Origin of the sequence: Bacillus sp. FSL E2-8900, assembly GCF_037966225.1 — a bacterium.
Classification (GTDB): Bacteria; Bacillota; Bacilli; order Bacillales; family Bacillaceae_G; genus Bacillus_A; species Bacillus_A cereus.
Window position 1 is genome coordinate 202,234 of record NZ_CP150193.1, and the last position, 23,653, is coordinate 225,886.

Genomic DNA, 23,653 nt, shown 5'->3' on the forward strand with positions numbered 1-23,653 from the left:
TTAATTCTTACAAAAATGTAAGTGTAATGTAATGAGATTCAATAGTAGATTTTATTCCCCCTTTTTAAAATGGATGTATATATATCCTGCAGAGGAGGAATGTTTATTATGAAGAAAAAAATGATCACTACTATAATAGCGATGATAGTGATAGTAGTAATGTTACTGCCTACGAAACTTGGACCGGTTATCGATAAATATAATCCATTTTATAAGACGAAAGAATACTATACGGTTGTGAATACAATTGGTCAGCATATTGGTGATGAGTGGTATGAATATGAATTTATTGCATTCGATGAACGTGGTAGAGAGCAGAAAATAAAGAAAACGGTTAAGCATATGTTAAAGAGAGATGAAGCATTAAAGGTTTTTGCAAAAGGACGTTACGGTGAATCGATTGAAGAGATTGAGGTTGCAAATATTCCTATAAATGCGAAGAGCAAACTTTTAACGATGAGATAGTAAAATATACCCCCAGCTATTTTTTGTCGAAAATAAAAATACTGGGTAAGGGTATTTTTAAGATTAACAAAAAAGCCTTAGTCCATATAGACTAAGGCTTTTTTATTATATAAAGAGGAAGGGGGTACATTGTAGTAGCATGGGTGAAAGGTATAAGAAGAGTAGCTACTAGCAATGTAATTTGGTTATGTGAGTGTTCTTCTTATTTGGCTTACTTCCTAACTTTATTGTACGAAATATAAGTAAGGGGAACTATCGAATTACATTACACATAACTTACAAACATGTAAGCCTTCTGTAATGTAATTCGATAGTTAAAAGATAGTAATTTTCATATAGTGTAACTAGAAAGTCTCAATGTATTACTTTCTGTTTGTAATGAAGAATGAAAAACCAACTAATTTTTAATAATCCTCATCTGAATAAAGATGGGGATCCTTTTTTAAACCTTACAACATTGTAAGGTTTACGTAAGTTAATTCGATAGTAAATTTGTCATATTTTTTGCATAATAGATACAGATAGAAAAATAATTAGGGATCTAGTAAGAAGGGAGAAGAATGGGATGCGTAAAGAAGAAGTAGTGAAGTTACCAATTAAAGATTTCTGTAGCTACTTTACTGTTGCCGTAGTGTGTATTGGATTATTTGATATCATAACAAACTTAATTGTTAAATAATATAGATGCTAAAACAAGAAAGGAAGTCCTTTCTTGTTTTTTTTATGGGGGCATAAAGATGAAATGGATTGATAGTCATATACATGTTGATCAATATAAGGATGAAGAGAAGAGCAGATTACTGAAAGAGGTGGAAAATAGTAATGAAATAAAGGGGCTTATTGCAGTATCTATGAATTATCAATCTTGTAAGGAAACGTTATCTTTAGCGAAGAAGTATCCCTTTATATATCCAGCGATAGGGTTTCATCCAGAGCAACAGATTCATAAAGAAGAGTGTGAACAGATTTATCAACTTATTGAACAGAACGCAGAGGAAATTGTTGCGATTGGTGAAGTAGGTTTGCCCTATTATTTGAGAAAAGAAGATGAAAGAATTGCTGCAGATCCATACATAGCTGTATTGAAAAAATTTATAGAACTAGCTAGTAAGTATAATTTGCCGATTGTATTACACGCAGTTTATGAAGATGCTGACATTGTATGTGATTTGCTAGAGAAATATAAAGTTTCACGTGCACACTTCCATTGGTTTAAAGGAAGCGATGAAACAATGAAACGGATGATGAGAAATGGTTATTATATTTCGATTACACCGGATGTTTTACATAAGGAGAAGATTAGAAAAATCGTTTCGTATTATCCGCTTGAATATATGATGGTAGAAACAGATGGACCGTGGGAATTTCAAGAGGGTGTTATAACGCATCCAAGAATGATTCGAGAGGTATTAAAGGAAATTAGTTCTATAAAAAACATATCCATTGATAAGGTCGCAGAAACAATATATGAAAATACAAGTCGATTTTATTTGAAAGGATAGGAGAATTATAATTTTCATAATGTAACGGAAAAAGTAAAAGTTGAATTTATTTAATAAAATGCCACGGTTTGATATATGAAAAAAACCACCGAGCGTTCCGCTCGGTGGTTTTGTATTAGGATTCTAATTTTTTCGCACGTTTTAATAATAAAAGAAAGACAATGATAACGAACCCCAGTATAAGGAAGAAGCCATATTGCTTTATATAATCAATTATGTCATTCGCACTGGTTGGTTTTTCAACGTGAATGCCGTCTTTATTCGTCGTAATATGAATATCTTTCATTTTTACTTCATTCTTTTCCTTTTGTAAATCAATCCATTCTATATTTGGAATACTTTCTAGATCCTTTAATACTTCTTTTAATGGTTTCACACCTAAGTAAGGATGATAGAATGCACCAATAACTCCATCTGATAATTTAGAAACAGATAGAGCACGTTCTTTCATTTTAGCAATAGTTTGTGGCGTATCTTCTTCAATAAATCCGACTGTTTCAGGCAATAGTTTCATTCCATGTAAAAATGACGGAGTACTTGTATAATATGGTGAGTGCATGGATTTCCAAGTTGTATCATTTAACTGTAGTTGTCCTACATAAGTTGAAAAGTACCTTGATAATATTTCATATCCTTTTTGAGACATCGTGTAATGAGGTGCTTCAAAGGCAACAGGATATAGTTTAGCATCTACAAGTTCTTGAATTCCTTTTTCGATATGATCTTTCGTATATTTTTTCTCGAATTCTTCCCCTTTTTTTACATATTGGTTATATGCCTCTATATTTGGAAAGTCATCTTTTGTCTTCGGTTTTTCATGCTTCGGTTGGCGAATTGGTTGATCTGTTTTTACATCCCAAAATTCAAAGCCCTCACCTGTTTCACTGTCATAAAATTGGTGAGTATAACCATGCATAATAATTGCTGCACCATCATCTTGCATAGAGCGTAAAAGATCAACTAGTTCTGGTCTATCTTTTAAATGTATTATCTTTCCTGTATCTGGATCTTTATATACCGGAATAACAGTAATCATGTAAGGCATCTTTTTCTCTTTTAGTAATTCAGCAATTTCTTTCAATTGATTTATATCTGCTGCTGGGTGAACATCCTCAAGGCGTAAATAAGCTTCAACTTTATTTTTCGTTGGTTTTTGGCCGAAATAAGAAAATAACATTTCACCGACGTAATGAGACATCCAGTCAAAGAGGTTAGGTGTTGCAACATAATAAGATGTTTCATGCTGAACAATTAGTGGATTAGTGTTATTTGAGCTTAAGGCGTTAGCAAGCACAGTTCCATTCGTATCAAATAATTGAATTAATCGTTCCTCTTCTAAGGTATTTTTTAGCTTCTTGTCTGGATATTCAATTTTATTAACTCGTATATCATCACTCTTCAAAGTAATGAAAGAAAAACGCTTAGATAATTGTTCAACATTTTGTCCTAATACTAATATAGGGCCGGAGAAGTTTTCTAGAAATTGTTTCGTTTCATCAGAAAACGCTTCTTTTGTTTCACCGATATAAACAATATGTGTATAGGAGGATACGTTATTAATTGAAGTTGCTTCTTTTAATTTTTTTACGGTTATATCATTTGTAAAATGTCCTAATTGAGTATTAAGGATTTGGACATTATTTGAAACTTTATCGTCTTGTGTACTATACAAAACAAGTACTTTTGGTTTTGATGATGTTTGTGCAGAGGTGTAGGTAGGGATGAGTAGTAAAATGCTGAACAAGAGTGTTAGGCATTTTTTCATTTTGTACGCTCCTATTCTATATATAGAGTTCAGTTTACAATTATATACAATAAATGCGTTATAGTCTATGAAAGTTACATTTTTGCCCGTATTTACCAGCTGTTTTTTCACAAAATCGGTCTAAAGCATGATGATAATATGTATAGTTATTTGCTATGATAAAAGAGTAATAGAATGTAGGTAATTGTAAAGGGAAGGCTGAAAGGGGACAAATTTCAGCGGAGAAAGAGGTAGAGGTAGTGAAGAAATTCTTTGTAGGATTTTTAGTTGTTCTTGGAGTATATTTATATTTCCAAGGAAAGTCTGAAGGAATGGATAAGCTAGTGAATGGAACAAGCTATGTTGATTCAGAAGAAGCAAAACAGATGAAACAAATCATTATAGAGGAAGCGAAGAAAGTAAATCTTCCAGAATGGATACCTCTTGCAATTGCCGAGCATGAAAGTCGATTAAATCCAAGAAGTGTTGGAGATAATGGAACTTCATTCGGATTGTTTCAACTACACCGCGGCGGCGGGCTTGCACCAGAACATTTAACTGATGATGAGCTGAAAGATCCACGTACAAATGCGCAAATTGCAATGCCGCATTTAATGAAAGGATATAAGCGTGGGGTGCAAAAAGGTTTGACTGATTTTGCATTACTGAAATATATAGCGAATACATCTGGATGGCCAGGGAATTTAGGGCCAGAGTGGACGGATAATAACATGAAGTATAACATCGGATTAGAAGATGTGTACTATCGAAATAAAGGTGTAATAAAAGAGTAGGTTTTCTATACCTACTCTGTTTTTTTATGAATAATTTCATTCTTTTCTTTCGTGAAATACTGCGTGAGTTGTATTTTCACCTCTTCTAGTTTTGTAGAAACTTGCGGTATTTTATATCCTACATACAATGGTGAAACGACAAATCTAGGTACAACTTTACAAATAATTTTTCCATTTAAGTAATAGAAGAATAAGTTATAACTACTGCATCCTTTATGGAAATCTGTCAGTATGTAACGTACAGTTTGCTGAATGTAATTTGCCATTTCATCTATATATGAAATATTATCAATGATTATATTGAATTCAGTGAAGCCAATAATGGGACGCTCTGAAATATTAAGCTCAATGCGTTCATTTTTTTGAACAATTAACCCTTGGAAATTTTCTTCTTCAATATTTTCAAGATAATCTACATATTTCATTCCGATAATTTGCATGTGTGCATGATGCAAACTTCCACCTGAAAATGGACCGTGATTTTTATATAAAATCACAGATGCGAACTCTTCGTTCTTCTGTAAGTGTAACCAATGTTGAATAGAAAATTGTAGTAATTTTCTCATATGTTCTTTTGTATATGTTGCGATATGATCTTCGCAATTATCGGTTTCGATTAACACTGTTTGAAATGTATCTTGTAATGTAGGAAATTTATTTTTTAACCAAATAATAGAACCATCAGTTGCTAAAATATCCGTTAATTGTTCTTTATCGCAAAATGGACATGCAGCGCTTCTATTCCGAATACTTTCTGGTTTTTGTTTACCGATATCGTTTAAAAAATATAGTTGTTGTGTATCCATTTGTATATATGCCCCTTTAAAATATGTGTAAAAATCCCGCTTAATACATTCGGGAAAAGGAGAAGGAAATCCTCTAAAGGAATAGGGGAAAAATAAAAGACAAGATATCCTCATTACGATAGGGTACCTTGTCTTTTATTTTTTCTCTAATAGCGTGTATGGATAATATAGAACATTTTCATTATTTTTCTTTTTTCTCTTTTTTATTGTGTATAAGGTAATTGCTGTGCTTGCAATTATAATAATGGCTTTCTTCATATTCATATACCCCTTTTTATTGTTGGTTTAATTCTTGGCTAACTGCTTTTGCATCGACTAAAGCGTGTAAAATCATTTTCACCATGTTCATCATATTTCTTCACTCCTTTTTATAGTTCATTTAGTTCTTTTACAACTGCTTGTCCGTTCACTAATACCTCAAAGATTGCTTTTACGATTTCTTTTATCATGTTTGTTTCCTCCTTTTGTTTGTCTCGCTTGTTTACATCTTTATTGTATAGGGAGGCATCTTTTTGTACTATCGCTTTCCATTACGTGAACATAACAGTTTTGTAAGATTTGATGTCACTTATTGAAATGTTTAGTCTATCTTCATTATTTTCAGAAAAATGACTATTCAAACATGAAATTGGAAAGTATAATAAAGAAGTAAGTATTAAATTCCGTACGAAAGGGGTGAATGAGATGAAACGTTCTTTAGCTGCGCGTGCCAAATTTTTAGATTTTATCTATTTTTGTCGTGCGATTTTTCATGATGTAGTTGTTAACGGGATACGTATGCCCTTTTTTAACAATTGCATAGTGACTATTGAACGATAGAAATCTCTTCACCCATTTTTAATAAACGTGTGAAAAGGGAGCTATTTGGCTTCCTTTTTCTATGCCGAAAACCATGGGGAATGTTTCTTTCTCATGGTTTTTTATATTGAAAGGAGTACGGAAAATGACTATTTGTAGTGTAAATAATGTAACGAAATCTTTTGGTGGAAACATCATATTTGAAAATATATCGCTTGAAATAAAGAATGGTGAACGTGTTGGGTTAGTTGGTCGTAACGGTAGTGGGAAGACAACAATCTTTGGGCTTCTGACGGGAATGGAGAGTTTGGATGCAGGAGCCATCCATATGAAGAAAGGTACACGTATTGGTCATGTCGCACAAATTCCGAAGTTTGATGAGTTCATGACTGTATATGATGTATTGAGTTCCGCTTTTAAAGTAGAAAAGGAATTAGAAAAAGAAATGCATGCTCTAGAAAAAAATATGGCGGAGGAGCAGGAACAATCTTCTTTGCAAAAGCTAATGGAGAGGTACGGAATAATTCAAGAAAAATTTGCATTTCTCGGTGGTTATGAAATAGAGGCAAATATAATGAAGGTAGCAAATGGCTTACAAGTAACAGACTTATTTCCAAGAGTATTTACGGAATTAAGTGGAGGAGAACAGACGAAAGTAAGCCTTGCATATATGCTATTGCAGAAACCAGATTTACTTCTATTAGATGAACCAACAAATCATTTAGATTTGTTTGCAGTTGAATGGTTAGAGAAATTTTTAAAAGAATATAATGGAACAGTTATGGTTATTTCACACGATCGCTATTTCCTTGATGAAGTTGTAACGAAAATTTTTGATCTGGAAGATGGAGAGATTCACGTGTACCATACGAATTATTCTCAGTTCGTTGAGGAGAAGGAAGAAAGATTACTTCAAGAGTTTCAAGCTTATCAAGAGCAGCAAAAGAAAATAAAGAAAATGAAAGAAGCAATTAAGCGCCTACGTGAATGGGCAAATCAAGCGAATCCTCCGAATGAAGGATTGCATAAAAGAGCGAGGAATATGGAACGTGCGTTAGAGCGTATAGAGAAATTAAAGAGGCCGATTTTAGAAAGAAAACAGATGGGTCTTCAGTTTGAAGGGCAAGAGAGAAGCGGAAAAGATGTTGTTGTAATGAAAGAAGTGAGTAAAGGTTTTGCTGGCCGATCTTTATTTGAACAAGCGAATTTACATGTTCGTTTTCAAGAGCGTGCTGCTATCGTTGGTCGTAATGGTACAGGAAAGACTACATTATTAAAACTACTATTAGAAGAAATAAATCCAGACGTTGGTGAAATTCGAATTGGTAGTAGTGTCAAAATTGGTTATTTATCACAACATGCATATGAAAATATGAAGAGTAATGTATTGGAAGCATTCAGAGAGAATGTGGCTGTAACAGAGGGAGAAGCAAGACATATATTAGCTAAGTTTTTGTTTTATGGTCCAGCAGTATTTAAGAAAGTAACGCAACTTAGTGGTGGAGAAAAAATGAGATTAAGACTTGCGAAACTTATGTATCAAGACATCAATTTTCTAATTTTAGATGAGCCGACAAACCATCTTGATATTGAATCAAGGGAAGTTTTAGAGGAAGCCCTTGAGCAATATAACGGAACGATTTTAGCTGTTTCACACGATCGATATTTTTTAAATAAGTTATTTGAAAAGACGTACTGGATTGATAGATGCAAATTATTTGAGTTTGCAGGAAACTATGCATGGGCTCGTCAAAAGTGGGAAGAAAAGCTTGAGGAGGAAGTAATAAAGCATAAGCACCATGGAAGAAAAAGTGTTGAAGCAATCTCTATAAAAAAGAAAGATTCTAGAAGTTTTGCGGAGATTGAAAACGAGTTAATGCATATAGAAGAAGATATATATGCATTAGAAAGTGAAATGGAATATGTAGCTGATGTTGAAAGACTTGAAAAATTATATGAGGAAAAAACGAAGAAAGAGTTGTTACGAGCAGATTTATATAATGAATTAGAGAATATGGTGGAGTAATGAGTAGAAAGCCACTTCCTTTCAGTTTTGCTGGAGGAAGTGGCTTTTTTCATAATGATATTTTGCTTTAAAGGTTAAATGAAGCGATGTGTTTCACGTGAAACAGTAACTTAGATAAATCCATTTTCCTCAATTTGCATAGTTTGTGAAACATATGAAAATGATAAGCTGAAAAATAAATGTCATTAGTGGTTTTTCGATAGGAGTAATTACAAAAACAAAGGCTAATTATTTCCCGAGAGATAAAGTGAAACTTTAATCAGTGGGGGTCTTACTGCCCGGCAAATAGCGGAATAAATATGTGTAACAGAGACTAGTGAATGAAAACAAAAAGAGAGCAAAGTTACAGCTTTACGCGCTGAACTCTGCTCTCTTTTTGCGTGGCATCTTCTCTCGTTGAAATTATAATAGCGATCCCGAGCATGATAAAAAAAGCTAAAAAGAGGACGAACTTTGGGAAGAACGGGAATAGTAATAGCGCTCCGACTATCATAATTGTTAATAATACGTAGTGCAGGACGTATTGGAATAGGTTGTCCATATTTTCGCCCCCTTTTTTGTAATTGGTTATTAGTATTCTATGTTTCATGCTGAAGGAATAGAAGTAGATTTTTAAGTTTTAATACGAATTATAGCTGAGTTTTCTTAAAGTATAAATGTAGAGTGATAATTTTGGAAAAATTCTCAAAATATTTATTTAGAAAGAATTGACAAAACATAATGAACGATATAAGCTAATAACCATAAAGTCTACCGGAAAGGTCGGAATAAGGTTGTTACCCCTCAAAAACATCTATTTTTTTACGATTAAAACCGACTTTTCCGATTGGCTATAAATGTTGCTGTGGGAGGCATACATAAGGTAATTCGTTCAGAGGGTATAATCATAAAAAGTTAGGGTGGGGACAATGAAGAAAAAGACAAAAAAATGGGCTGGTGTATTTTCGGTATTAATAAGTAGTTCGCTTGTGTTGTCTGCTTGTGGGGGACAGGAGGACGCGGCTTCTACAGAGCCGGTGAAAAAGCAGGATTTAAAAAATGTGAAAATTGAAAAGATCGCTGCGACAGATAAAACGAAAGTGCCAGACAAAGCGAAGAATAGAAAAGATACGTTAGTAGTTGGTATTAGTAAGCCAGGCGGCGTATTTTTGCCATACTTCCAACAAAATGGTTGGGATGGAAACGTAACTTCAGTTATTTTTGCATCTCTCGTATCAACCGATAAACAAGGGAAACCAATTCCAGAATTAGCTGAGAAGTGGGACGTTTCTTCTGATCAGTTAACATATACATTCCATTTACGTAAAGATTTGAAATTTAGTGATGGATCGCCATTAACGGCGGATGATGTAGCTTTCACATTGACGCTTTTACATGATAAGGCATATGAAGGTGAAGTAGATATCTCTCAATATGCGGTTAAAGGTGGTAAAGAATATAAAGAAGGGAAAGCAACTTCAATTGAAGGTATTCAAGTTGTTGATCCACAAACAATTAAAATTACAACTGAAAAAGTGAATTCACAAGCTATATTTGTTTTAGGAGGTACAGTACTATCAAAAGCTTATTATGGAAAAGATTATAAGCAAAATACAAGCTTAGATTATTTAAAAGATTTATATGGAAAGCCATTAGCTGCGGGTCCATATAAATTTGAAAAGTATATTCCAGGTCAAGAAGTTCGTTTTGTAGCAAACGAAAATTATTATGCGGGTAAACCAAAAATTCAAAACTTCATTTATAAAATTACTTCTGGTGATACGAAGCTTCAGTTATTCCAAACAGGAGAAGTTGACCATACTGGCTTAGGTACTGGTGATGAGGTTCTTGAACAGGCTAAGGCTTTAGAATTCGCAAATATCCAAATTGAAACAGCACCGTCATTTAGTTATATTTATATGAATAATAATAAGCCTTACTTAAAGGATAAAAAGGTTCGCCAAGCACTTATTTACGGATTAGACCGCAAAAAATATGTTGATACAGCGTTAAAAGGATACGGTACAGTAGCCAATGTACCAATTCATCCAACTTCTTGGGCTTATACGGAAGAAGGAGTTAATAAATACGAATACGATAAAGAAAAAGCGAAAAAATTATTAGATGAAGCAGGGTGGAAAGTTGGTTCGGATGGAATTCGTGAAAAAGATGGTCAAAAATTAAAACTTTCTTATTTCGGTCCAAGTTCGGCTAAAGATAGTGATTTATTAATTCCGATTGCGAAAGAGAATTATAAAGAAATAGGTGTAGAGTTTAATCCTGAATTTATGGACTTTAATACGATGCTTTCTAAGGTAAACAAAGGGGATTATGATTTAGCTTCTGTTTCGACACCGATTACAAGTGATCCGAGTGAAACAGCTGGTGAATATTTGTCTACTGCAAATGAAACTAGTCTTGGTTATAAGAATGCAAAAGTAGATGAGCTAATTCAAAAAGGTATTGAAACTGTAGATATCGAAAAGCGTAAACCTATTTATAAAGAATTGTATAAAGAATTAAGTGATGATCCACCAGTAATTCTATTAAACTACCGTAGAACAATTACTGGTTATAACGGGAATATAAAAGGAATTGATCCTGAAAAGTACAACAGTATTAGTGCAAACTTACCAGTATTATCATTTGAAAAATAACGATAAGAATGTATAAGTAGAAGACATTTTTTCATTCGGTTAGTAATGTGCCGCTTTGAAAAAATGTTCTTCTATTTTAAGCATAAGATTGGAGAGAAAAAGGGTGAAAACATATATTGTTCGTAGGTTGTTACAAATGATTCCTACACTGCTTGGTACATCAATTATTATCTTCGTCCTGTTCGCACTTCTTCCTGGGGATTATATTGATTCAAACCCGAAAATTACACCGGAAAGAGCAGCTGAACTGAGGGAGTTATATGGGTTGAACAAACCAATTGTTGAGCGTTATTTTCATTGGTTAGGTAATGCATTGCAAGGGGACTTTGGCTTTTCGCTTCAATATCAAGAGCCTGTAACGTCATTATTAAATAAATTTATTTGGAATTCTTTTAGTGTAGCAATTATTGCATTGTTTTTTATTTGGCTAATTGCACTTATTATCGGTGTATTCTCGGCGACGAAGCAACATTCTTTATTCGATAAACTTGTAACAATCGGTGTTTTTGCAGCAATGTCATTCCCTTCATTCTTTATCGGTTTGTTTTTAATTAAGGTGTTTGCGGTTGACTTTAAGTTATTACCGATAGGTGGAATGATTGATGTTGGCAGTAATTCAACAGGATTTGCTTACGTGATAGAAGTTGCAAAACATATGATTTTACCAGTATTTATTTTGACACTTCTTGGGGTCGGCTCGCTAACTCGTTATTTTAGAACAAGTATGTTAGAGGTTGTAAGACAAGATTACATACGAACAGCAAGAGCGAAAGGTTTGAAGGAGAAGACGGTTATTTATAAGCATGCATTAAAAAATGCAATTTTACCGGCAATTACGTTATTAGCATTTGAATTACCTGGATTGTTTTCTGGGGCAATTATTATTGAACAAATTTTTAACTGGCCAGGGATTGGTAATATTCAATTAGAAGCATTAAATTTCCGTGACTATACAGTATTGATGGCATTTACGATGTTTCTTTCTTGTTTAACAATCGTTTCAAACTTTTTAGCAGATATCGTATATGCAGTTGTTGATCCAAGAATTCGGTTGAAGTAAGGGGGGAAAGAAATGGAGACTGTTACAGTAATTACAGAAAAAAAAGAAAAAAAGAGAAGAAATGAATCATCACCATGGCGACAAGCTTTTAAAAAGATAAAGAAAAATAAGATGGCACTTGTAGGGTTTTATGCATTAATTTTTATGTTTTTATTTTGTTTTATCGGTCCGTTCTTTTCTCCATATGCATCAGGAAAAATACAAGTTGCGCTCATTAACAAACCACCTAGTTTTTCTCATTGGCTTGGTACAGATCAATTAGGAAGAGATATTTTAACAAGGCTTATGCAAGCGGGACGTATTTCATTAACCATTGGTTTAGCTTCAATGGTTTTATCGGTTATACTTGGAGCTTTATTAGGAGCGATTGCAGGTTTTTATCGTGGTATTGTGGACAATATTATTATGCGACTTGCAGATATTTTAATGTCGATGCCAGGATTACCGTTACTTATTATAATGGGTGCGATTTTATCAGAGTGGAAAGTACCGTCTGATTATCGTTTGTATGTCATTATGATTATTTTAAGTTTAGTAGGTTGGCCAGGGCTTGCACGCCTTGTAAGAGGGCAAATTTTATCACTTAGGGAGCAAGCATTTATGCAAGCTGCGGATGTGTTAGGAATAAAAGATTACCGGAAAATTATATATCACTTAATACCTAATGTTTTACCCATTTTAATTGTCGTATCTACATTAGGTGTTGCAGGTTCTATTTTGGGAGAATCCGCACTAAGTTACTTAGGTCTCGGAGTCGTTCCACCTACACCATCATGGGGGAACATGATTAGCGCAGCTAACTCATTAATCGATTTCCAAAAGCGTCCATGGTTATGGATTCCGCCTGGTTTTGCAATCTTTATAACAGTTGTATCAATTAATTTACTTGGTGATGCACTTCGTGATGCATTAGATCCAAAGATGAGACGGTAGGTGAGGAGATATGAGTAAAGCGGTAGTAGAGCTGAAAGATTTACAAACACACTTTCAGACAGAAGAAGGGACAGTAAAAGCTGTGAATCATGTTAGTTTTTCTGTTCGAGAAGGTGAAACTGTTTGTGTTGTAGGTGAATCTGGTTGTGGAAAAAGTGTAACGGCGTTATCTATTATGGGACTTATTGCTGAATCAGGCAGTGTAGTAGGTGGAGATATTTTATATGAAGGAAAAAGTCTTTTAGGAATGAAAGAGAAAGAGCTTCGTAGTTTACGAGGGAATGATATTGCGATGATTTTCCAAGAACCGATGACATCGCTAAACCCCGTCTTCACTGTAGGAGAGCAAATTGTAGAAACGTTAAGGGAGCATGAATTACTTAGTAAAAATGAAGCATATAAGAAGGCAATTGAGTTAATTCATAAAGTTGGCATAGCCCGCGCTGATGAAATCGTCCATTCTTATCCGCATGAACTGAGCGGCGGGATGTTACAACGTATTATGATTGCTGTTGCACTTAGTTGTAATCCTAAGTTATTAATTGCGGATGAACCAACAACAGCTCTTGATGTTACTATTCAGGCTCAAATATTGGATCTACTAAGACAAGTGAAAGAAGAATTTAAAACGTCGATTTTATTAATTACACATGACTTAGGTGTCGTAGCGGAAATGGCTGATTATGTTGTCGTTATGTATGGCGGGAAAGTTATTGAAGAAGCCCCAGTACTAGAGATATTCCAAAATCCAAAACATCCTTATACGAAAGGATTATTGAAATCAAAACCAGTAATGGGAAAACGAATAGATAAACTATATTCTATTCCAGGGCAAGTTCCGAATTTAGTTGGTTTAGGTGAGTTTTGCTACTTTAGTGGGCGTTGTGAGCATTGTATGGAAATATGTGGAAAAGAAGCCCCGAATCTAAATGTAAATGATGAAAATCATAAAGTAGCTTGCTGGCTATATGAGGAGCGTGCGGAACAATGAGTGAACCATTATTAGAGGTGAAAAATCTAAAGACATATTTTCCAATTAAGGGTGGCGTATTTAGTAGAACAATTGGGCATGTAAAAGCGGTTGATGGAGTAAGTTTTACTATTAATAAAGGTGAAGTGTTTGGTCTCGTTGGCGAATCAGGGAGCGGAAAAACAACAATAGGAAAAACAATTTTACGCCTCGTTCAAAAAACGGAGGGAGAAGTGAAGTTTAAAGGGAAAGATGTTCATTCTTTATCCAAGGATGAATTAAGAAAACATCGCCCTAATATGCAGCTCGTTTTCCAAGATCCATTTAGCTCATTAAATCCGAGAATGAGAATTGGAGAAGCGCTTGGAGAGCCAATGTTGGCCCACGGATTAGCGACGAAAGAAAATGTTCGTGAAAAGGTAATTGAAGTATTGGAGTTATGTGGGTTAGCTCCTTATCATATTGACCGGTATCCCCATGAATTTTCTGGTGGACAACGTCAGCGTATCGTAATCGCAAGAGCTATGGTATTAAATCCGGAATTTATTGTAGCTGATGAACCTGTGGCGGCACTAGATGTATCTATCCAAGCACAAATTATTAATTTATTTAGTGAGTTACAAGAGAAAAAGGGATTATCTTATTTATTCATTTCGCATGATTTAAGTGTAGTAGAACATTTATGTACGAAAATCGGAATTATGTATTTAGGTACGATTGTGGAGACAGCACCGCGTGATGAGTTATTTACCAATCCGCTACATCCTTATACGAAAGCATTGTTATCAGCTGTTCCAATACCAGATCCAACAGTGAAGCGAGAGCGAATTATACTAGAAGGGGATATTCCAAGTCCAGCAAATCCACCTTCGGGCTGTCGTTTTCATACACGTTGCCCATTTGCGACGGATGTTTGTAAAAAAATAGTACCAGAATTCCGTAATGTTGGTGCAGAGCATTTTGTTGCTTGTCATCACGTATAAAAAAGGACTCTTTCAAATTGAAAGAGTCCTTTTTTATTTACTAGATGAAGTTTGTTTCAATACAAATTGCTCGATTGCGTGAGCAACACCATGTTCATTGTTTGTTAGTGTTACAACATCACATAGCTTTTTTACATCTTCTTCAGCGTTGCCCATTGCAACAGATAAGCCTGCTACTTCTAACATCGGTACATCATTAAAATTATCACCAATAGCAACTGTATCTTCAATAGGGATATTAAAATGAGCTGCCATCTGCTGTATCCCGTTTCCTTTATGTCCATTCTTATCCATAATTTCTAAGTTAGTAGGAGCTGATGCTGTAACCATAATATCAGCATCTTCTTGTAATATACTTAATAGTTGTGCGCGATGCGCTGCATTAAACGTTAAAATGAAGAATTTAGATATTTCTAGTTCTTGGTTATTTACAACATCTTCTATTTTTTTGAAATCAGTAATTAGGTTCGATTTCTTTTGCTTTTCTGTAATTCGTTCAAGTTCCTCTAATGTAACATCAAGCGCATGCTTATTTTCTTCGAATGCTTGCATCACTTGATCTTGCCATGTATATGGAGAATAAACTCCTTTATTCGTATATAGCTTATATGGGAAACCTTCAGATTCTAGTAATTTTGCAAGTTTGTACACTTTGTCGTTTTGTATACAACGCGAGTTAATTACTTTTCCATCCACATAAACAATAGCCCCATTGCTCGCTCCGACTGGAAGAGATAATTTATATTCTTCCAATAGCTTTAAAGCATCCTCTTTCGCACGACCAGAACAGATCATTACAATATGACCAGCTTCTTGTGCAGTTTGGATTGCTTGTAGGTTTTCTTTGGAGATTTCAAGATTAGATGATAGTAGTGTACCATCCATATCTAATGCGATTAATTTCAAAATGACCACCTCTTTGTTTTTATTATACATAGTTATATAGAGGAAACATATAAACTTATCTTGGAAAGACGGTATTTTATCTCATATTAAAAGTAAGTAAAGATTAGATAGGTTTAGTGTCACTAAATAAACGATTTGTAACAAAAATAGAGAGGAATATGAATACATTTCACTTTATGACTGTAATGTTACACGAATGTTACAAACGTGAACTTAGTGAAAAACGCATTAAATAAAGGTTTTTGAGGGTTATTATAAAAAAACGTAAAAAAAGTGTAATAAATTTTACGTAATTATATTGCAACGTAATAATAGTTATGTTACATTAATGTTACAAACGTTACGTTATCAAAATTAATGTAACGTTAACATAAAAACTATGAAATAAACATTTCTTAGAAATTACATATAGATAACTTATAAAAAGGGAGGATAAATGATATGAAAGAGCAAGTATTACAAGTAACAAAAGGTGATTTCGTAGGATCAGCAAGTGGAGCGGTAGTATTAACAGCATTAATCGTATTTCTATCAAGCGTATTAGTATAATAGAAGTTTTGTAACAAAAGAAAAAGAAGGGAGAATGAAAGATATGAAAGAGCAAGTATTACAAGTAACAAAAGGTGACTTCGTAGGATCAGCAAGTGGAGCGGTAGTATTAACAGCGTTAATCGTATTTCTATCAAGCGTATTAGTATAATAGAAGCTTTGTAACAAAAGAAAAAAGAAGGGAGAATGAAAGATATGAAAGAGCAAGTATTACAAGTAACAAAAGGTGACTTCGTAGGATCAGCAAGTGGAGCAGTAGTATTAACAGCGTTAATCGTATTTCTATCAAGCGTATTAGTATAATAGAAGCTTTGTAACAAAGGAAAAAGAAGGGAGAATGAAAGATATGAAAGAGCAAGTATTACAAGTAACAAAAGGTGACTTCGTAGGATCAGCAAGTGGAGCGGTAGTATTAACAGCATTAATCGTATTTTTATCAAGTGTATTAGTATAATAGAAGTTTTAAATCAAACAAAAAAGGAAGGAGAATGAGGGATATGAACAGTGAACAAGTGTTTCAAGTAACAAAAACAGATTTATTAGGATCCTTAGGTGGAGCAGTAATATTAACATCATTTATTCTATTCCTTGCAAATGTATTAGTATGAGATATATAAATACAATCATTCAAAAAAAATAAAGACTCTAACGTATTAGTAAGTAGTTAATATGTTGGAGTCTTTTTTATATTCTTCTTATATCCCCTCAAGTATTAAAGTTACCTCATTATCCAGCATTCATGGCTAATTAAACGCTGCGGTTGAAACTTGATTCAACGAATAATCAAAAATCCACTGAATAAAATCCCGCTTTATTTCAAAGAGAAAAAAGTCGAATTTTATATGTAAGAAAAAAAGAGGAATTTGACAGAAAAGATAGAAAATTTTAAAGGTCAGAATTTGTTAGCTTGCTAACTAATTTCTATTAATTAATGTTGGAAGCGTTTTCGGTTGGTTTTAAGTATGGACCATTTAATCTATTTACAGGGGGATGAAGATATTATGAAACAAAAATCTATGGATACGCTAGCTGCACAAATGGAGGACTTTTTTCCAGTACGTGATGTAGATCATTTGGAATTTTACGTAGGGAATGCAAAGCAATCGAGTTATTATCTTGCGAGAGCGTTCGGATTCAAAATTGTGGCTTACTCTGGATTAGAAACTGGAAACCGTGAAAAGGTCTCTTATGTTCTTGTGCAAAAAAATATGCGTTTCGTTGTGTCTGGAGCTTTAAGTAGTGAAAATCGTATTGCAGAGTTTGTAAAGACTCATGGTGATGGCGTGAAGGATGTGGCACTACTTGTTGATGATGTTGATAAAGCATACTCAGAAGCAGTGAAACGTGGTGCCGTCGCAATTGCTCCACCGCAGGAATTAACAGATGAGGACGGTACATTGAAAAAAGCAGTTATTGGTACGTATGGTGATACAATTCATACGCTTGTAGAGCGTAAAAATTATAAAGGGGCATTTATGCCAGGATTCCAAAAGGTAGAATTTAATATTCCATTTGAAGAGTCTGGTTTAATTGCTGTTGATCATGTAGTTGGTAATGTTGAAAAAATGGAAGAGTGGGTTAGTTATTACGAGAATGTTATGGGCTTTAAACAAATGATTCATTTTGATGATGACGATATTAGTACAGAGTATTCGGCGTTAATGTCGAAAGTTATGACGAATGGAAGTCGTATTAAGTTTCCTATTAACGAACCAGCAGATGGAAAGAGAAAGTCACAAATTCAAGAGTATCTAGAATTCTATAATGGAGCTGGTGTACAACATCTTGCTTTATTAACAAGTGATATTGTTAAAACAGTTGAAGCGCTTCGTGCAAATGGTGTGGAGTTTTTAGATACACCTGATACTTATTATGATGAGTTAACTGCACGAGTTGGAAAAATCGATGAAGAAATTGATAAGTTAAAAGAATTAAAGATCTTAGTAGATCGTGATGATGAAGGTTACTTACTACAAATCTTTACGAAACCAATTGTAGATCGCCCGACTTTATTTATTGAAATCATTCAACGTAAAGGTTCTCGTGGATTTGGTGAAGGAAACTTTAAAGCGTTATTCGAATCAATTGAAAGAGAACAAGAGCGTCGCGGAAACTTATAAGATTTGTATCCACCAGCAAAAGTCCCTTTGCTGGTGGAAATTTCATTTTTATAAGGAGGAATCAGGATGAAATTTGTTACATTTCGTCTTCCTTCAAAAGAACTACGGGCTGGATGGCTTGAAGGTGACAAAGTAATAGATATGAATCTTGCTAGTGAAGGGAAAATCCCTTCTTCTATGATTGCTTTTTTAGAGAAAGCGGATGAGTATGTAGAAGTAGTGCGGAATATTAAGAATCCAAATAAGGGTATATATGCTTTAGAAGAAGTACAATTGACAGCTGCTCTTCCTAATCCGAGTAGTATTCGAGATTTTTACGCATTTGAACAACATGTAAAAACAGCTCGCGGACGAAGAGGATTAGATGTTGTGCCTGAATGGTATGATATTCCGGTTTTTTATTTTACTAATCATCGTGCTGTAATTGGTTCCAGTGATTTTGTAATTGGTCCGAAAAAGTCTAAAAAGCTTGATTATGAGTTGGAGATTGCTTGCGTAATAGGAAGAGAAGGGCGAAATATTTCTCGTGAGCAAGCAGAGGAATATATTTTTGGTTATTGTATTATGAACGACTGGAGTGCGAGAGACTTACAAGCAACAGAAATGAAAGTAGGTCTCGGTCCAGCGAAAGGAAAAGACTTTGCAACTTCTTTAGGAGCACATCTTGTTACGAAAGAGGAATTAGACGTTTATCGTAATGGTGATCGATATAATTTAGAAATGACTGCTCATGTAAATGGAAAACTATTATCAAAAGGAAACTTCCAAGATATTTACTATACATTTGCTGAAATGATTGAACGTGCTTCAGAGGACGTTACGTTATATCCAGGAGATGTGATTGGTTCTGGGACAGTAGGAACAGGATGTATTTTAGAACTGGGTACAGAAGAGTGGCTACAAGATGGAGATGTTGTAGAACTGTCGATTACTGGTTTAGGTACACTACGTAATACGATCAAAAAAGAAAAGGAAGCGGGTGATGGGCATGTTTTATCGTCACATGGGAGAACTACCTCATAAACGACATGTACAATTTCGTAAAAAAGATGGATCGCTTTATCGTGAACAGGTAATGGGAACAAAAGGTTTTTCTGGTACGCAGTCTATTTTGTATCATCATTATATGCCGACAGAAGTAGGTCATTCTGCATTATCGCATTCTTGTCAGTTGCAGTATGAAGAGGATGTTGCTCTTTCTCATCGCCACTTTCGAACGAAAGAAAGTAAAAAAAGTGGTGATGCAATAAGTGGACGGAATTTCATACTTGGAAATGAAGATTTATTAATTGGAGTAGTGAGTCCAACAGAAAAAATGGATTATTTCTATCGTAATGGTGATGGCGACGAAATGTTATTTGTTCATTATGGAACAGGGAAAATTGAAACGATGTTTGGAACGATTCACTATAGAAAAGGCGACTATGTAACGATTCCAATTGGAACGATTTATCGTGTTATTCCAGATGAAGGAGAGACTAAGTTTCTTGTTGTAGAGGCGAATAGCCAAATTACAACGCCGCGTCGTTATCGAAATGAATACGGACAATTGTTAGAGCATAGTCCGTTTTGTGAAAGAGATCTTCGTGGTCCAGAAAAATTAGAGACATATGATGAAAAAGGCGAGTTTGTCGTAATGACAAAATCAAGAGGCTATATGCATAAACATGTTTTAGGACACCACCCGTTAGATGTTGTGGGATGGGATGGCTATTTATATCCGTGGGTATTTAATGTAGAGGATTTTGAACCAATTACAGGGCGCATTCATCAGCCACCGCCAGTACATCAAACATTTGAAGGACATAATTTTGTTATTTGTTCTTTCGTACCACGTTTATACGATTATCATCCAGAGTCAATTCCGGCACCATATTATCATAGTAATGTTAATAGTGATGAAGTTCTTTACTATGTAGAAGGAAACTTTATGAGTCGCAAAGGTGTGGAAGAAGGTTCTATTACACTTCATCCGAGCGGGATTCCCCATGGGCCGCATCCGGGGAAAACAGAGGCAAGTATAGGGAAGAAAGAGACGCTTGAATTAGCTGTTATGATAGACACATTCCGTCCGCTTCGTATTGTAAAACAAGCACATGAAACAGAAGATGAAAAGTATATGTATAGCTGGATTGAACAAGGTTCATATACTGTGAAATAAGTAAAAAAGGCATGCTCTCAATAAGGGGGCATGCCTTTTTCACGGAATCGACATGTATAATAATACCAAAAAAATAATGGAAAGATATATAGAAAGAATAATAAGGGGCGTGCATATTCAGAAGAATTTCTACTTGTTTCGACAAAAGTATTGACTAGGAAAAGCGTAATGAGTAAAATAAAAAAGCGAATTAAAAATTTTCAGAAAATTTAAAACTTGGAGGAGTGAAAGATGAAGCAAATTTTTCAAAAGAAGCCAATTGCAAAGTTAATGCAAGAAAGTAAGCAAAAAACGTTAGCAAGAACATTGGGCGCGCTAGATTTAACTATGCTTGGAATCGGAGCAATTGTTGGAACTGGTATTTTTGTTCTAACGGGTGTTGTGGCAGCGAAACATTCTGGGCCAGCTATTATATTATCATTTGCGATTGCCGCTCTAGCTTGTGCCTTTGCTGCATTTTGTTATGCTGAATTTGCTTCTTCAGTTCCTGTCTCGGGCAGTGTGTATACGTATACATACGCGACGATGGGGGAAGTATTCGCATTTTTAATTGGCTGGGACTTAATGCTGGAATATTTACTTGCTACATCTGCTGTAGCGAACGGTTGGTCTGCATATTTTCAATCTTTATTAAAGGGGTTTGGAATTCATATTCCGACTATTCTCTCCTCGGCTCCTGGTACAGGTAAGGGTGGAATAATTGATCTACCTGCAGTTCTAATTATTTTAGTGATGACAGTTCTTTTATCTAGGGGTGTTCGTGAAAGTGCACGAGTAAATAACATTATGGTATTTATTAAAATAGCAGTTGTTCTTATTTTTATCTTTGCTGGTTTTAATTATGTGAAACCTGAAAACTGGACGCCTTTTATGCCATTTGGTTTAGATGGTGTAATGGCTGGAGCGGCTACAGTATTCTTCGCATTTATAGGATTTGATGCAGTTTCAACAGCGGCAGAAGAAGTGAAACGTCCGCAACGTGATTTACCAATTGGTATTATTGCATCGTTATTAATTTGTACAGTTCTTTATATCGTTGTTTCGCTTATTTTGACAGGAATTGTTCCATACGGACAGCTAAATATATCAGATCCAGTTGCTTTTGCACTTCAATTTATTGGACAAGATGGTTTAGCGGGGGTAATTTCGGTAGGAGCAATTACAGGAATTACAACAGTAATGCTAGTTATGATGTATGGGCAAGTTCGTGTTTCTTATGCGATGAGCCGAGATGGTTTACTGCCGAAACGTCTTGCTAAAGTTCATCCGAAATTTAAAACGCCATTTTTAAATACATGGACAACGGGAATTATTGCGGCACTGATTTCAGGATTAATAGATTTAAATGTTTTAGCACATCTTGTAAATATGGGGACATTGTCAGCATTTGCACTCGTAGCTGTTGCGGTAATCGTAATGAGAAGAACACATCCAGACTTACCAAGGGCATTTAAGGCTCCGCTTGTACCATTTTTACCAGCATTAACAGTGATCTTCTGTTTATACTTAATGCTTCAATTATCGGGGACAGCATGGATTAGTTTTGGGATATGGATGGTTATTGGTATAGCGGTTTACTTCTTATATAGCCGAAAACATAGTGCTTTAAATAATAGTAAAAAAGAAGAAGATGTTGCAAATTTATAAGTGAAAAAATCCATTCTAATTCTGTTAGAATGGATTTTTTATTTGAAAATTTACATTTTTCTGAACTTATTATAAGATAATTGTTGGCTAACTAAAGGGGTGAAATGATGAAAAATACGTGGCGTGAGTTAAGGGAGATGGACCGTAACGTATGGATTCGATTTATTGGAGAGACGTTAAATGGAATTGCAATGATGATGTTAATGCCTTTTTTTGCATTATATTTAAAAGATAAGGTGGATTCGTTGTTGGAAGTTGGGGTTATTATGGCGCTTTCTCCAATTGCTGCAAGTTTTGGATCACTTATAGGAGGGAGAATTGCTGACATATATGGAAGAAAGCCTATTATGATATTTTCTATGGCAAGTAATGCATTATTAATGCTCGGTTTTCTATTTATAGAAGGATTTATTCCATATGCAATTTTATCTATTTTTTTAGGGTTGAGTAATTCTTTATTTCATCCAGCTGCATCAGCTATGGTCGCGGATGTAACGGCACCAGAAAAAAGAACAGAGGCATATGGTTTATTACGAATGGGACACAATATAGGTGCTGCGATTGGTCCGATAATGGGAGCATCAGTAGTTGTGTTGTCAAAGAACCTTGTGTTTATTATTGCCTCTTCTACAATGCTATTTTATGCGTTACTTGTATTACTTCTTATTCAAGAGACGATGCCAAAAAGGACAGATAAGGAAGAACATAAAGAAAAGGAAGCTGGGGCAGTTTGGAAAATTGTAATGCGAGATAAGGTATTAATGATTTACTTATTAGCAGGCATTATCATTTCGATGGGGTTTTCTCAAACGGAAGGCATGTTGCCACTACATTTTGATAATGAAATGAAGCATATTTTTGGAACGAATAATCCATATCCATATTTAATGGCGTTAAACGGACTATTAGTTGTTTTATTCCAGTTTCAAATTTCAAAATGGGCTACGGATAAACCGGTCGGGAAGACGATGTTATATGGTGCATGTTTATTCGGGATTGGATTATTTTTTATAGGGTGGTTACCGAAGTGGTTTGGAGAATTTAATACAAATGCTACAATTATTTTAATAATATTACTGTTCGTTTATGCTATATATACGTTAGGTGAGATGATTATGTCGCCTGTACAGATGACATTTGTAGCAAATTTGGCCCCTGAGCATTTGAGAGGGACTTATATGGGAGCTGCAGGTTTGCAGTGGATTACAGGAAGCGCATTTGGTCCACTTTTGGGCGGTTTTTTATTAGATCGATTACTTGGTCACTTTCTATTTACAATTTTAGCTGTAGGATGTGTAGTTGCAGGTATTGTATATGTTTCTTTAGATCGCCTTGTGGAGCAAAGGCAAAAAGACACACTAACCAAACAATCTTCTTAGTGAATAGGTGACATACACAAAAAAGGGGATTTCTACATATTTTAGGTACATAACTAGATTAGATTGCCATTTTATTTTGTGTAGCTATATAGAAAATGAAATGAAAAACCAATAAGTGATGTTATTTAATTATTTATGGAAGTTACATTTTATTTCAAATAGGAACTACCTATT

General features: G+C 34.6%; 25 protein-coding genes. 20 read left to right on the forward strand and 5 right to left on the reverse strand.

From position 1 onward, the window contains the following. Nucleotides 1–108 precede the first annotated feature (108 nt). Nucleotides 109–465 (forward strand): YxeA family protein, encoded by a 357-nt coding sequence (locus tag NST90_RS01140; protein WP_000728422.1) that lies wholly within the window; start codon nucleotides 109–111, stop codon nucleotides 463–465. 737 nt (nucleotides 466–1,202) lie between these two features. Beyond that, on the forward strand, nucleotides 1,203–1,967 hold the full coding sequence (locus NST90_RS01145; protein ID WP_016124200.1) for a TatD family hydrolase: 765 nt from the start codon (nucleotides 1,203–1,205) through the stop codon (nucleotides 1,965–1,967). A gap of 115 nt (nucleotides 1,968–2,082) precedes the next feature. On the opposite strand, the gene NST90_RS01150 is transcribed toward NST90_RS01145, so the two are convergent. Beyond that, nucleotides 2,083–3,732: a polysaccharide deacetylase family protein gene (locus NST90_RS01150; RefSeq protein ID WP_025710406.1), complete on the reverse strand. Its 1,650-nt coding sequence runs from the start codon at nucleotides 3,730–3,732 to the stop codon at nucleotides 2,083–2,085. 239 nt (nucleotides 3,733–3,971) lie between these two features. Here NST90_RS01150 and NST90_RS01155 point away from each other — a divergent pair, with 239 nt between their 5' ends. Beyond that, nucleotides 3,972–4,505 carry a transglycosylase SLT domain-containing protein gene (locus tag NST90_RS01155; RefSeq protein ID WP_000713249.1) on the forward strand — a complete coding sequence of 178 codons (534 nt, stop codon included), beginning with the start codon at nucleotides 3,972–3,974 and terminating at the stop codon, nucleotides 4,503–4,505. An 11-nt stretch (nucleotides 4,506–4,516) separates the two neighbouring features. Here the strand turns inward: NST90_RS01155 and NST90_RS01160 are convergent, their stop codons facing one another. Together NST90_RS01160 and NST90_RS01165 are read right to left on the reverse strand one after the other, a co-directional pair. After that, on the reverse strand, nucleotides 4,517–5,311 hold the full coding sequence (locus tag NST90_RS01160; protein WP_025710407.1) for a DUF4931 domain-containing protein: 795 nt from the start codon (nucleotides 5,309–5,311) through the stop codon (nucleotides 4,517–4,519). 135 nt (nucleotides 5,312–5,446) lie between these two features. After that, entirely contained in the window at nucleotides 5,447–5,575 is a 129-nt protein-coding gene (locus tag NST90_RS01165) for a hypothetical protein (protein WP_002023099.1), read from the reverse strand. 420 nt (nucleotides 5,576–5,995) lie between these two features. Between NST90_RS01165 and NST90_RS01170 the strand changes: the two genes are divergently transcribed. Together NST90_RS01170 and abc-f are read left to right on the forward strand one after the other, a co-directional pair. After that, nucleotides 5,996–6,130: an RAxF-45 family protein gene (locus NST90_RS01170; protein WP_000830643.1), complete on the forward strand. Its 135-nt coding sequence runs from the start codon at nucleotides 5,996–5,998 to the stop codon at nucleotides 6,128–6,130. Between the two features lie 124 nt (nucleotides 6,131–6,254). Next, nucleotides 6,255–8,135 carry an ABC-F type ribosomal protection protein gene (gene abc-f / locus NST90_RS01175; RefSeq protein WP_046392317.1) on the forward strand — a complete coding sequence of 627 codons (1,881 nt, stop codon included), beginning with the start codon at nucleotides 6,255–6,257 and terminating at the stop codon, nucleotides 8,133–8,135. Between the two features lie 343 nt (nucleotides 8,136–8,478). Here the strand turns inward: abc-f and NST90_RS01180 are convergent, their stop codons facing one another. Further along, a complete protein-coding gene (locus NST90_RS01180; protein WP_000369254.1) occupies nucleotides 8,479–8,676 on the reverse strand; it encodes a hypothetical protein in 198 nt (65 codons plus the stop codon). Between the two features lie 367 nt (nucleotides 8,677–9,043). On the opposite strand from NST90_RS01180, the gene NST90_RS01185 reads away from it, so the two are divergent. From NST90_RS01185 to NST90_RS01205, 5 genes are all read left to right on the forward strand, one after another. Next, the gene (locus NST90_RS01185; RefSeq protein ID WP_025710409.1) at nucleotides 9,044–10,771 is read left to right on the forward strand and encodes an ABC transporter substrate-binding protein; all 1,728 of its coding nucleotides are present in this window, start codon (nucleotides 9,044–9,046) and stop codon (nucleotides 10,769–10,771) included. A gap of 103 nt (nucleotides 10,772–10,874) precedes the next feature. Then, on the forward strand, nucleotides 10,875–11,831 hold the full coding sequence (locus NST90_RS01190) for an ABC transporter permease (protein ID WP_000860748.1): 957 nt from the start codon (nucleotides 10,875–10,877) through the stop codon (nucleotides 11,829–11,831). A gap of 12 nt (nucleotides 11,832–11,843) precedes the next feature. Further along, on the forward strand, nucleotides 11,844–12,764 hold the full coding sequence (gene opp4C, locus NST90_RS01195; protein WP_000451077.1) for an oligopeptide ABC transporter permease: 921 nt from the start codon (nucleotides 11,844–11,846) through the stop codon (nucleotides 12,762–12,764). 10 nt (nucleotides 12,765–12,774) lie between these two features. Continuing rightward, nucleotides 12,775–13,755, forward strand: coding sequence for an ABC transporter ATP-binding protein (locus NST90_RS01200; RefSeq protein WP_025710410.1), 981 nt, complete (start codon nucleotides 12,775–12,777; stop codon nucleotides 13,753–13,755). Then, nucleotides 13,752–14,717: an ABC transporter ATP-binding protein gene (locus tag NST90_RS01205; RefSeq protein ID WP_001294518.1), complete on the forward strand. Its 966-nt coding sequence runs from the start codon at nucleotides 13,752–13,754 to the stop codon at nucleotides 14,715–14,717. The genes NST90_RS01200 and NST90_RS01205 overlap by 4 nt, the downstream gene beginning before the upstream one ends. Nucleotides 14,718–14,750: 33 nt before the next feature. On the opposite strand, the gene NST90_RS01210 is transcribed toward NST90_RS01205, so the two are convergent. Next, complete coding sequence (locus NST90_RS01210) at nucleotides 14,751–15,623, reverse strand: Cof-type HAD-IIB family hydrolase (protein WP_000766421.1); 873 nt, start codon at nucleotides 15,621–15,623, stop codon at nucleotides 14,751–14,753. A 432-nt stretch (nucleotides 15,624–16,055) separates the two neighbouring features. On the opposite strand from NST90_RS01210, the gene NST90_RS01215 reads away from it, so the two are divergent. The 10 genes from NST90_RS01215 to NST90_RS01260 all read left to right on the forward strand — a co-directional run bounded on the left by NST90_RS01215 (nucleotide 16,056) and on the right by NST90_RS01260 (nucleotide 23,479). Next, nucleotides 16,056–16,172, forward strand: coding sequence for a DUF3948 family protein (locus NST90_RS01215; protein WP_025988984.1), 117 nt, complete (start codon nucleotides 16,056–16,058; stop codon nucleotides 16,170–16,172). A gap of 34 nt (nucleotides 16,173–16,206) precedes the next feature. Beyond that, nucleotides 16,207–16,323, forward strand: a complete 117-nt coding sequence (locus tag NST90_RS01220) for a DUF3948 family protein (protein ID WP_000654250.1) — start codon at nucleotides 16,207–16,209, stop codon at nucleotides 16,321–16,323. A 35-nt stretch (nucleotides 16,324–16,358) separates the two neighbouring features. Further along, nucleotides 16,359–16,475 carry a DUF3948 family protein gene (locus NST90_RS01225; protein WP_000654250.1) on the forward strand — a complete coding sequence of 39 codons (117 nt, stop codon included), beginning with the start codon at nucleotides 16,359–16,361 and terminating at the stop codon, nucleotides 16,473–16,475. 34 nt (nucleotides 16,476–16,509) lie between these two features. Further along, nucleotides 16,510–16,626, forward strand: a complete 117-nt coding sequence (locus NST90_RS01230; RefSeq protein ID WP_000654250.1) for a DUF3948 family protein — start codon at nucleotides 16,510–16,512, stop codon at nucleotides 16,624–16,626. 43 nt (nucleotides 16,627–16,669) lie between these two features. Next, nucleotides 16,670–16,780, forward strand: a complete 111-nt coding sequence (locus tag NST90_RS01235) for a DUF3948 family protein (RefSeq protein WP_001083690.1) — start codon at nucleotides 16,670–16,672, stop codon at nucleotides 16,778–16,780. Between the two features lie 393 nt (nucleotides 16,781–17,173). Further along, entirely contained in the window at nucleotides 17,174–18,292 is a 1,119-nt protein-coding gene (gene hppD, locus NST90_RS01240) for a 4-hydroxyphenylpyruvate dioxygenase (protein ID WP_000810922.1), read from the forward strand. Nucleotides 18,293–18,358: 66 nt separating this feature from the next. Next, entirely contained in the window at nucleotides 18,359–19,315 is a 957-nt protein-coding gene (locus NST90_RS01245; RefSeq protein WP_000674004.1) for a fumarylacetoacetate hydrolase family protein, read from the forward strand. After that, the gene (locus tag NST90_RS01250) at nucleotides 19,281–20,453 is read left to right on the forward strand and encodes a homogentisate 1,2-dioxygenase (protein WP_013141710.1); all 1,173 of its coding nucleotides are present in this window, start codon (nucleotides 19,281–19,283) and stop codon (nucleotides 20,451–20,453) included. Before NST90_RS01245 ends, NST90_RS01250 begins: the two co-directional genes overlap by 35 nt. 231 nt (nucleotides 20,454–20,684) lie before the next feature. Continuing rightward, complete coding sequence (locus NST90_RS01255) at nucleotides 20,685–22,100, forward strand: amino acid permease (protein ID WP_000809361.1); 1,416 nt, start codon at nucleotides 20,685–20,687, stop codon at nucleotides 22,098–22,100. 107 nt (nucleotides 22,101–22,207) lie between these two features. Then, nucleotides 22,208–23,479, forward strand: a complete 1,272-nt coding sequence (locus tag NST90_RS01260) for an MFS transporter (protein ID WP_046392318.1) — start codon at nucleotides 22,208–22,210, stop codon at nucleotides 23,477–23,479. Nucleotides 23,480–23,653 lie beyond the last annotated feature (174 nt).